The organism is Pseudalkalibacillus sp. NRS-1564 (assembly GCF_050467905.1).
Taxonomy (GTDB): Bacteria; Bacillota; Bacilli; order Bacillales; family Guptibacillaceae; genus Guptibacillus; species Guptibacillus hwajinpoensis_B.
Map to the genome: position 1 here is coordinate 102,162 of NZ_JBITPM010000004.1, position 10,815 is coordinate 112,976.

Genomic DNA, 10,815 nt, shown 5'->3' on the forward strand with positions numbered 1-10,815 from the left:
AGGACACAATCATGTGATGTGTTTCACTATTTCTATATTGTAATTATATGTTCCTTTTGTATTAATTGCAATAAGTTTGTTCAATGTTTCACAATAAATTTTAAAAACAAAGTCGTCTTACTATCACATGCCTTCCTATCGCGTTACGATAATGATAGAAGGTTAATACTACTTAATAAAGCGGAAGGAGTCTGACCATGGTTACATTAAGCATTCTTGATCAAGTCCCTATACCTTCAGGGAGTGATGCCTATAAAACACTTGAGCATACGCGTGAACTCGCACGTACTGCAGAAGCTCTTGGATACTACCGATACTGGTTTACAGAACACCATAGTACAAAAGGACTTGCCAGCACCTCTCCAGAGATTATGATGTCTCACATCGCAGCCTCAACCTCTAATATCAAGGTAGGCTCTGGTGGTGTCCTGCTTCCACAATATAGTCCATTCAAAGTGGCAGAGAATTTCCGACAACTAGAAGCTCTTCATCCAGGACGTGTAGACCTTGGAGTCGGCCGTTCACCCGGTGGTACAGCAAAAACACGATTAGCTTTAACAGATGGCATTAATAAAAGCTTGAATGAATTCCCACGTCAATTAAAAGAGCTCTCCCACTACTTGACTGACTCTATGCCGAGAGGACACGAGTTTGCCGGCATAAAAGCAGCTCCTCAAACCGACTCACCCCCTTCTCTTTGGCTATTAGGTATGGGTGAGAATAGTGCTAAAAAAGCAGCAGAATTGGGCATTGGCTATGTCTTTGGGCATTTTATTAAACCTGATCGAGGTAAAAACGCCCTCCAAACTTACTATCAACAGTTCCAACCTACTTATTATAGTCCTTCTCCTTCAGCTATTATTGCCCTATTCGTCGTATGTGGAGAAACTGACGAAGAGGCGGAAGAACTTGCTTTAAGTCAGGATCTCTGGCTTCTGCGAGTAGAAAAAGGTCTTGATAGTCGAGTGCCATCCATTGACGAAGCTAAACAGCACCGTTATACCGTAACGGAAGAAGAACGAATAAAAAATAATCGAAAACGAATGATTATCGGATCTAGAGAAACAGTAAAGAAGAAAATCGACGAATTAGCCGAACACTATCAAACTGAAGAATTCATGGTTCTCACAAACATACATGATTTTGATGAGCGAAGAAAATCATATGAGCGTCTTGCACATATTTATTTATAAGGCGATTACTCAACATGTTTTTAGGTGTTACTCAAATAAAAGCCCCTACTTCTCAATGAAATAGGGGCTTTTACCGTTATTCAGTTAATTCGGATCGATGCCGTATTCGATAAAATTCATAGAAATTCTTAACGATGACCTTAATGACGGAGTAAAGTGGAATAGCAATCAGCATCCCAATGAACCCATATAAAGCCGCCGCTACAATTAGTAGTAAAATGATGGTTAAAGGGTGTATGTTTAACCTTTTACCTAGGACAACAGGCGCTACCAAGTTTCCTTCTAACTGTTGAACAACTATCGTAATAATAATCACATACAAGGCTAACATCGGTTCTTGTGTTAAAGCGACAACCAGAGCAGGTATAACACCAATAATCGGCCCGAAGAATGGGACAACTGCTGTGACCATCACAAATAGTCCTAATATTAATGCATAAGGTAGTCCAATGATTAAATAACCAACATACATTAGGACACCGTCTACGATTGCTACAATAATTTGTCCGATAATATAGGCCGATAAAGTTTTATCAACCTTATGAAGGATCTGTTCTCCTTCACCCTGATGTTTATTTGGAATAAATCTTAGGAGAAATGGGCTTAATTTATGATCATCTTTAAGAAAATAGAATAAGACAAAAGGTACGATTACAAGGACTGTCGTAGCACTTGTTAATGCACTCACAACCTGCATAATATGATCACCGAGGCTTTGCGTTAAATTACCTAAATAGCTCGTTGCTTTTTGTTGAAGGTTTTCTACAGAAAGCATCCCCATATCATTTTTCTCCATCATTTTCTCAGCTTCTTTTGCTGATTCTTTCAGCTTCTCAGGCAACTCCTTCGAAAACTCTGAAACCTGACTCTGAATCGGATTTGCTAGAAAAGTGAATCCAGTATAGAGGATACCCGCAATCCCTATAAACACAATTAAAATCGCGACAATATCTGATACAAATGGAATCTTTTTTAATAACTTAACAATAGGCTTGATTGCATAATACAAAAAACCAGCAATTAGTACTGGATAAAACAATGTACCTATAATTGTTTTCACCGGTTTCAATAAATCTAATTCTGTCAAAAAGAAAAAACAGATTAATAATAGAATAATACCTGTTATATACTTGAAGAAATCATGTCTAATCCACATTGGCCGTCTCCTTTGTTTTTATTCATTTCACTCTCATCCCTATACCACTCAACACTCTTTTACTAACTTGATTTCCACAAAAAGTTTCCGATTCCAGGGGATCTAAAAAGGAACCTCTCTCGTAAATATTGTTTCTATAAGAGTGAGGGGTGATTCCCTCTCCAATCAGCTAAATGTGGTTTTAAATACAAAACTACCATCTTTTAGGAATGAACCAAAATATAACGATAAAATGTCTCACGACTAACAAAAGAGAGCCGGAATACTCCAGCCCTCTTTTCTGGTTATAACAACGTTAGGATTCCCCCTAGATTCTTGCTTGTTTCTTTACGATCTAATCTTGTTTGAGCTCTTTTTTGGGCTAGCTCGTTAAGCTGCTTTTCCCCTTCAGTTTCCGGCTGAATTCCAGGTACTTTCATTGGTCTACCGTCGAGAAGGGCTACAAACGTAATAAAACACGTCGCTGCTATACGATTGGCACCCGTTAAAAGGTGTTCGGCGTTTACTTTCACAAAAACTTCCATTGAGCTTTTACCTGTCCATATGACAAAAGCTTCATAATGAATCGAATCCTCTTCCGTTATAGGATGTAAAAACTCCACCGTATCCATAGACACTGTCACGCATTCTAGACGAGAATGCCTTGTCGCCGCGATTGATGCTAGCATATCCATATCGGCAAGGAGTTTACCCCCAAATAATGTTCCATGGCTGTTAAGGTCAGGCGGAAAAATACGGCTGCTCTTATACACTCTTGATTCGCTTACATTCTTTTTCATATCATCTCTCCTTTTCTAAACAATAAAAAATGCATACTCTTTTCATAAGAGCATGCACAACAAATAGACTTTTCCCAGTCTTCTCCGTTACACCCCCCCTATCGTCCGTAGGTCAATCAGTGCTTTAGAAAAGGCAGGTCTCCTGGCTTGAAGCTTTGTTGAACGAATGCCCCTTCCCTATCATTGATAAGTGGGGTAACGCACCGTCCTTACTTCTTACAGTGGCGGGACCGCATTGGATTTTCACCAATTTCCCTATTAAGTACTGGAATCAGTACACCTTTTCCATTTTATTCAATTGTACTTCTCTATTCTTCATGCCGGGGATCCAAAAGTCAATACCATTCGTTAATCAAACGTTTGTTTAACTATTTATACCTTAAACAAACGTTTATTTAATGATTTTTCCGCCTGCAGAGGAACCAATTAATTAGAATGCAACAAAAAAAAGACGCCTTCACAGCGCCTTTATTTATTCGTCGGTTGAATCCTCAACCATTTGTTTTAATTCAGATAAACTAGTTCCGTCAAAACGCTTACCATCTACAAATAAGGTAGGCGTTTCTGAAACATTCTTTTTATTTGCATAAGCAAGGTCAGCTTCTACTCGTTTCTCACCTGCACCACTCTTATAGGCTTTAACAACTCTGTCCGTTTCTTCTTCACTAACTAGACCACTAAGGGTTTTCGTTAAGAAAGATTCAGTTAAAACATCTTTCGTCTCAGATCCTTTTTTATGTTTGTCATACAGAACATGATGAAATTGCCAAAATACATCATTACCTAATTCTTGATAAACAACCTCAGCAAATTCAGCAGCCCTCGTGGAATCTTTATAGAGGAACGGATAATGGACAAAGTAAAATTTTGCTTTCTCAGTTGCTAATAATTCCTCTTGGATTTTTGGAAGCAAAGATTCATTAAAGGATTGACATGAAGAGCATTTATAATCACCAAATTGCACAATTTCAACTGGCGCTGTTTCCTCACCCAAGTGCGGTTGAGAATCTAATTTAAATCCTTTTGTATTTGCAAATGGATGAAATAGAAAGTTAATAAACAAAAATAGAATAACGAGTCCCGCAAATAATAATAACCATCTGGCACCCGGTTTTAACTTCTTTTTTGGTTTAGCCATTCAGTCACTTCCTCTTTAATCCTTTGTTACTTTCTCCTGATCGATCTTAAACGACCAACCTTTTCTCTTAAGGTATGTTGAAAGACTATATGGACCGCCGCCTCCTAGAAATAAAGACACTGACATAGCTAGAAAAGCAATGTCTAGTTCATAACCGCCCAGCATTCCAGTTGATCTCTTTACAAAGAGAAGAGCTCCTAATAAAATCATGGAAAACAGTACGCTGACAATTCGCGTTTCTAAGCCGAGAATCATCAAAACTCCTCCAGTTAACTCAACTATAGCCACAACATAAGCAAGAAAACCAGAAATACCGATTGTCTCAAAAAAAGCTACTGTATTCGTGATCCCTTCAGAAAACTTTAAAAAACCATGAGCAAAAAAAAGCATACCTACGACCAATCGAATTGTTAACAACCCGAGATGGGGATAGGTTTTCATTATTGATCCTCCCCAGATACTAACATTATTTGACACCGTTCGACACAGTTATCCAACTAAACGTTATCATAATGAATGCCTACATTGCAAAAGGATGAAGACCTATTTCTGCCCCCTTGCGAGTGTGGAATGCCGTATGATTTGATTGATCACTTCCGAAAATACTAACCCTACTGCAATGGATCCCGATATCATAAATGCTCTGGCTGCAAGGTTAATGGCACTATTGTAATCATTTTGAACGAAATTCCTCATCGCATCGTAAGCCAGACCACCTGGAACAAGCGGAATAATCCCCGCTACACTAAATATAATGACTGGTGTCCGATACACCTTTGCAAAAACCTGACTAATAACAGCGATGACAAATGAGGCTGTTACAGTGGCGATGACAGCATCAATACCTGATGCCTCCATTCCGTAATAAATCATCCAGCCACACATGCCAACAAACCCGCCTTTAATAAGGGAGGATTTAGGAGCGTTAAATAATAATCCAAACGCTGCACTTGCCACAAAGCTCGTCAAAACCTGAGCAATAATTGTCATAATTGTCCTCCCTTTCTATAAAAATGATACAACAAGGGCAATGCCTGCTCCAATCGCAAATGCGGTAAGAAAGGCTTCTGCGCCTTTAGATAGGCCAGATATTAAATGCCCCGCCATTAAATCCCTTACAGCATTCGTGATTAATAGACCAGGAACAAGTGGCATCACTGAACCAATAATAATTTTATCAAGTTGCCCACCGATTCCAGTAGACACAAAAAGGACAGCGAGTAATCCTATGACAAATGAAGCAAGGAACTCTGAGAAGAATTTTATCGGTACAATGCGGTTAAATAGTGAAACACTATAAAAGCCACCTCCCCCTGCAAGAACTGCCGGAAGAAAATCTCCCCACTCCCCTTGAAACATAATTAGAAAACAACCGCTTGCAATCGCAGCAGCAACTAACTGCTTAGGAAATGTATACCGCTCGGTCATTTTATCCAATTGGTCAAGCTCTTCATAAGCTTCCTTAATCGAAAGACCACCGCTGCTAATTCTCCTCGATATACTATTTACCTTCGTTACTTTATCTAAATCCGTCGTGCGCTCTGAAATGCGCATCAACTGTGTTTTGGAAGGTTCAGGACCTTCTAAAGAGAAAATAATCCCAGTAGGGGTTACGTAACTATTCGAATGCGTTGCCCCATAAGCGTCCGCAATTCTAGTCATCGTATCTTCTACACGGTAAGTTTCACCGCCATTTTGCAGCATTACCTTTCCAGCCAAAAGGCATACTTGAATAATGTCATAGGCATAACTCGTTTGATTTTCCATACGTCGCTCCTGACAACCGTGAAGTATTCATTGTTCGTTGTTTCTTAGTTTATATGAACCTACTTATGTTTATCAAATGTAATATAAAAAGAAGACGATCATTTTGATTGTCACTTTAACAAAAAGGCTATGTTAGCTTATACTGTTGATTCCCGATTTTAGGCTCATTAATATAGCCAAAAAAAATAGCGCTGGCATAAGCCAGCGCTATTGTTGAGACACTCTTTGCATTTTAGAATAAATCGACATATAGGTATTCGATTCCTCCACTTTACCCATCTCACGATATACCTTCGTCAACCACTGAACAGGGGTTGGGTCCGTTGGATGCAGCTCCATCTCCCAATCGAAGCAGGTAATTGCTTCATCATATTGTTTAAGTTTATGGTAGAGCTTACCTAGCTGAAATTGCTTATCTGGATCATCTTGAATATCCGCCATTGTTTGTAGCGTTGATAGGATAGAGAGATCTTGGTTTTTCTCGAATAAAGGCTTCACCCAGCTATAGACGTATCCCAATCCAAATTCATGCAGCATCCTAGGGATAAGTGCTTGAAGTAAACCATCTAGATAAGGACGATTTTCTTTACGTTCCAAACAGCTTTGAAGGGAAGGATAATCAAAGGTTTTGAAATTTGTAGTCTCATCTTGAAATGCACTTAGAAGAAGGTCATATTCACTTTGGGTGATTTCACCTTTTCGTTCTGTCATTAATTGAATGGCTTCACTTGTTTTATTTAAATACATTAGAGCTTGAAAAGCATTGTTTCTTAGAGTTTTATGGTGAGGTGCTTCTGCATACATCAATGATAGCAGACGGGCTCGCTCAGATTCAGAGAGCGTAACATCGATGAGAGATAGTGGGTCCAGATCATCCTCTTCAGGTGATTGGAGATAGAGGTAAAGGCGTAAAGCGGATCGTTCAATAACACGTTTTTCTTTACGAAGGATTGATTCAAGGTAGGCTTGATGTGCTTGAAGGTCATCATAAGCCTGAATTTCAGCAAAAAGCGGATCCACTTCTTTAAGACCATCATGATCTCCTTCATAGAAGCTTCTAACTTTTTGATATTCTAATTTCCGCGATAGTTCGATCGCCCATTTATTTGTTGGATCGAAATAAAGCATCACAGCTAAAATTTGAAACGCCATCCGTAATTGGCCATTTCTGCGGTAGTCATAAAAATGCTTTCGCATTAATTTAATAATGGTTTCGGTTGAGAGAAATGAATCAAAATAAGAAAAGATAAAGGATGTTTCTTGAGGGGTGTACCGTTTCTGTACAGATTGAAAGACTTGCTTTGTAGATTTAAGATGAAGTGTTCGATCAGATAGAAAGTGATCAATAAGCGGGTGAGGTGCTTGGAGTACGATCCCTTTCTGGAAAGCTTTCTCAATAAGAGATCCATTTTTAACTTCTGCCGTTTTCCCAGTAATGAAATCATCTTTATAAAAGAAAAGGTAGAAGTTACTTCCATCTGTCTTCTTAGCTTCTATAATCTTCATTCTTTGATGAATTACGAGTCGCTCAACACGTAATTGGACTTGTCGTTGATTCGAGATAACAGTAACACGTTGTGGTTGCTCGATCATTAAAATCCCTCCCGGGCAGAGCTGATTTTTAAACCTTCCACCTTTATTTTACCACTCCATTCATCAGGAAGAAAGTGATCATTCTTGAGCTTACAGAAGCTGCTAAAATAAACGATTAGTTAAACCTGCTTTAGACAATTTAAGGATGAAGCTAAAAATTCATTTGTTGAGGTTTCTTCTCCATATGCCTATCGCTTTTTTAACCATTCCGATACAAGTTCGATTAGCTCTGAATCTATAGGATGCTTTACCTGCTTCTTGTAATCATTGATGATACTCGAGAAACGATGTTCTACTTTCGTTTTTCGTAAAACATGAGTTAGGTCATCAACAATATAATGTTCACATTCACCTTTAACAAGAAGACAAACGTCTTTCACCTGCTCCTTCTTTACCTGAACATCTTTTGAGCCAGTAATTGCAATAACTGGACACTCTACCTCACTAAAATATTCGCGCACGTCAAACTTCTCATGTTCACGATTCCATTTCGCGTTTATTTTTTGACCATTGTATCGTATAGTTGGCGCATCAGTACTTTTTATTTTTCGGGTCATTTTATCATTCATCTTATCTAACTTTTTATCCGCTTTAATGAATCGAAGCAACCACCCCTGGAAGCCACTTAGCGTTTGCATATCTTCTTTCATTTGACTTCTTTGCCAAGCTGTCGTTTCTGCAAGCGGCTCAGCTGAGGGAGATAATAGAATCATTCCTTGCACAGTAGTCCTAGTGTGGACGACAGGTGACACAAGACAGCCCTCGCTATGCGCTAGAAGATAAATTCGCTCTTCATCAATACTTTCATGTGATTTAGCGAACTTTACAACGTCTACAGCATCATCAATTAGATCATAGTACCCTGTTTTATAATAATCCCCTCTACTTTCACCTATTCCCCTCTTGTCATACCGAAGAGTGGCGTACCCTTCACTTGTCAAAATAGTAGTGAATTCCTTAAACGCATTTATTTTTAGACTTTTGGCATTTTCATCACGATCCACAGGACCGCTTCCATGTATCATCACGATTACAGGATACTTCTCTTCTGAATTGGAAGGAAGAGTAAGAGTTGCACTTAAGTCAAATTCGCCTTTAACCATAACATCAATTTCCCTCATGCCTTTCGCTCCTTAAATCTGTTATTTAGTACTCACTTCTCATTTTCCCCAAGGGTTTTTATTTATTATATCGAATAACAAAAATAGGAAAGAATAAATAAGATGGTTTATTTTACAATGTGAGGTTATCTTACATCAAGTGTCCTTTTCAATCAGTACTACATGTATAATAAACAATTGTGTTGCTGCGTCTAACGTCATTTATTTTCTGAAAATACGATTTGTTTTCCATTTTTATTAAAACACTTATAAAGTAAGTTAGATTCAGTTGAATTAAGGGAAGTGTGATCATATCTTACATTCTTCTTTCCTAAATCATATATAGAAGGGGCCTACATATGGATATTTTAAAAACAATTGTTGATGCTGGTAATGAGCTTATTTGGTCAAATGTTCTAATCGTCATTCTAATTGGTGTCGGACTTTATTTTACAATTCGTTCTCGATTCGTTCAATTTCGCTTATTCGGTGAGATGTTCCATGTTCTTTCTGAAAAGGACACAATGAAAGGAAGAAAAAACTCTGTTTCTAGTTTACAAGCTTTCTTCATTAGTACGGCTTCACGTGTTGGAACCGGAAACCTTGCCGGCGTTGCCTCAGCAGTTAGTATCGGTGGTCCCGGTGCTGTATTTTGGATGTGGGTTATTGCCCTACTCGGTGCAGCAAGTGGATTTGTTGAAAGCACACTAGCTCAAATTTATAAAGTGCGCGATGGCGACGATTTCCGTGGTGGACCTGCTTACTATATGCAGCGTGCACTAAATGCTAGATGGTTAGGGATTATCTTCGCCGTCTTAATTACATTCAGCTTTGGTCTTGTATTTAACTCTGTACAATCCAATACGATCGCACTTGCTTTCGAAAATTCATTTGATGTGAATCGCTGGGTATTAGGTGCGATCTTAACTGTTGCAACGGCGATCATTATTTTCGGTGGCGTTCGTCGAATTGCTGTTGTTTCTCAAATCATTGTACCAATTATGGCAGGGATTTATATCATTGTTGCTGGTTTTGTTTTAATCGTTAATTTCACTGAAATCCCAGCTATGATCGCTCTTATTTTCCAACATGCTTTTGGTTTAAAAGAAGTGACAGGAGGCGGTGTTGGTGCCGCAATGCTTCTAGGAATCAAACGTGGTCTTTTCTCTAACGAAGCTGGTATGGGTAGTGCTCCCAATGCTGCTGCAACTGCAGACGTATCACACCCAGTAAAGCAGGGACTTATTCAGGCGCTTGGTGTGTTCGTGGATACTCTACTTATCGCTACAGCAACAGCATTTATGATCCTAATGTCAGATGGCTATGTTGATTCAAAGCTAGATGGTGTACAGCTTACTCAGGAAGCGATGAACCAACACTTAGGAAGTGGCGCAGGTATATTCGTAGCAGTTGCCGTTCTCCTCTTTGCTTTTAGTTCAATTATTGGGAACTATTACTACGGTGAAACAAATATCGAATTTATTAAATCAAGCAAAACCGCTCTTCTTCTTTACAGACTTGCCGTTCTTGCCATGGTTATGTTCGGTGCTAAAGCCGGATTCGGTATCGTTTGGGGCATGGCCGACCTTTCCATGGGTCTTATGGCACTCTTGAACTTAATCGTCATCTCCATTATTGGTAAAGTGGCGTTTGTAGCATTGAAAGACTATCGCGATCAGCGAAAAGCAGGTAAAGACCCTCAATTCTACGCCGATACGATAAAAGGCTTGAAATCAGATATTTGGACAGATAAGCCTGTAAAAGACAAATCAAACTAATGTACTATTTTCTGCCCCTTGAAGCAAAATGCCGTTTGGCATCCGCCTTCAGGGGGTATTTTCTTTACTAGATAATCGTAAGAGAAAGGAGCGTTTTTGCAATGAGTGATCGCAAAGGACTAAGTGATAAAGTGAAAGGCGCTGTTTCCAAAACTAAAGGTGAAGTAAAAGATCAAATTGGTAATGCAAAGGATGACCAACACCTTCAAGAAGAAGGCAAACGTGATAAGTCGAAAGGTGAATATCAGGAACGATCTGGTAATCTCAAGGATAAAAATTAAACAAACTCAATTCATAAATAAAAGGAGAGC

At 38.9% G+C, this 10,815-nt stretch carries 11 protein-coding genes and 1 riboswitch; of the genes, 3 read left to right on the top strand and 8 right to left on the bottom strand.

The window, feature by feature from the left end; all coding sequences use genetic code 11:
- Nucleotides 1-197: 197 nt before the first annotated feature.
- Nucleotides 198-1,193 (top strand): LLM class flavin-dependent oxidoreductase, encoded by a 996-nt coding sequence (locus tag ACIFPW_RS01990; RefSeq protein WP_430241608.1) that lies wholly within the window; start codon nt 198-200, stop codon nt 1,191-1,193.
- 76 nt (nt 1,194-1,269) lie between these two features.
- Here the strand turns inward: ACIFPW_RS01990 and ACIFPW_RS01995 are convergent, their stop codons facing one another.
- The 8 genes from ACIFPW_RS01995 to ACIFPW_RS02030 all read right to left on the bottom strand — a co-directional run bounded on the left by ACIFPW_RS01995 (nt 1,270) and on the right by ACIFPW_RS02030 (nt 8,747).
- Entirely contained in the window at nt 1,270-2,349 is a 1,080-nt protein-coding gene (locus tag ACIFPW_RS01995) for an AI-2E family transporter (protein ID WP_430241610.1), read from the bottom strand.
- 284 nt (nt 2,350-2,633) lie between these two features.
- Complete coding sequence (locus ACIFPW_RS02000) at nt 2,634-3,128, bottom strand: acyl-CoA thioesterase (RefSeq protein WP_430241612.1); 495 nt, start codon at nt 3,126-3,128, stop codon at nt 2,634-2,636.
- Nucleotides 3,129-3,243: 115 nt separating this feature from the next.
- Nucleotides 3,244-3,427, bottom strand: a riboswitch (cobalamin riboswitch).
- Nucleotides 3,428-3,600: 173 nt separating this feature from the next.
- Nucleotides 3,601-4,266 carry a DsbA family protein gene (locus tag ACIFPW_RS02005; protein WP_430241614.1) on the bottom strand — a complete coding sequence of 222 codons (666 nt, stop codon included), beginning with the start codon at nt 4,264-4,266 and terminating at the stop codon, nt 3,601-3,603.
- Nucleotides 4,267-4,281: 15 nt separating this feature from the next.
- Nucleotides 4,282-4,707 carry a DoxX family protein gene (locus ACIFPW_RS02010; protein ID WP_430241616.1) on the bottom strand — a complete coding sequence of 142 codons (426 nt, stop codon included), beginning with the start codon at nt 4,705-4,707 and terminating at the stop codon, nt 4,282-4,284.
- A gap of 102 nt (nt 4,708-4,809) precedes the next feature.
- Complete coding sequence (locus ACIFPW_RS02015; protein WP_194222355.1) at nt 4,810-5,256, bottom strand: threonine/serine exporter family protein; 447 nt, start codon at nt 5,254-5,256, stop codon at nt 4,810-4,812.
- Between the two features lie 15 nt (nt 5,257-5,271).
- Nucleotides 5,272-6,033 carry a threonine/serine exporter family protein gene (locus ACIFPW_RS02020; RefSeq protein WP_430241618.1) on the bottom strand — a complete coding sequence of 254 codons (762 nt, stop codon included), beginning with the start codon at nt 6,031-6,033 and terminating at the stop codon, nt 5,272-5,274.
- A gap of 207 nt (nt 6,034-6,240) precedes the next feature.
- The gene (locus tag ACIFPW_RS02025; RefSeq protein ID WP_430241620.1) at nt 6,241-7,626 is read right to left on the bottom strand and encodes a tetratricopeptide repeat protein; all 1,386 of its coding nucleotides are present in this window, start codon (nt 7,624-7,626) and stop codon (nt 6,241-6,243) included.
- Between the two features lie 188 nt (nt 7,627-7,814).
- Nucleotides 7,815-8,747, bottom strand: a complete 933-nt coding sequence (locus ACIFPW_RS02030) for an alpha/beta hydrolase family protein (RefSeq protein WP_430241622.1) — start codon at nt 8,745-8,747, stop codon at nt 7,815-7,817.
- A gap of 338 nt (nt 8,748-9,085) precedes the next feature.
- Here ACIFPW_RS02030 and ACIFPW_RS02035 point away from each other — a divergent pair, with 338 nt between their 5' ends.
- The gene (locus ACIFPW_RS02035; protein ID WP_194222359.1) at nt 9,086-10,504 is read left to right on the top strand and encodes an alanine/glycine:cation symporter family protein; all 1,419 of its coding nucleotides are present in this window, start codon (nt 9,086-9,088) and stop codon (nt 10,502-10,504) included.
- A gap of 101 nt (nt 10,505-10,605) precedes the next feature.
- A complete protein-coding gene (locus tag ACIFPW_RS02040; protein WP_430241624.1) occupies nt 10,606-10,785 on the top strand; it encodes a CsbD family protein in 180 nt (59 codons plus the stop codon).
- The last annotated feature ends 30 nt before the right edge of the window (nt 10,786-10,815 follow it).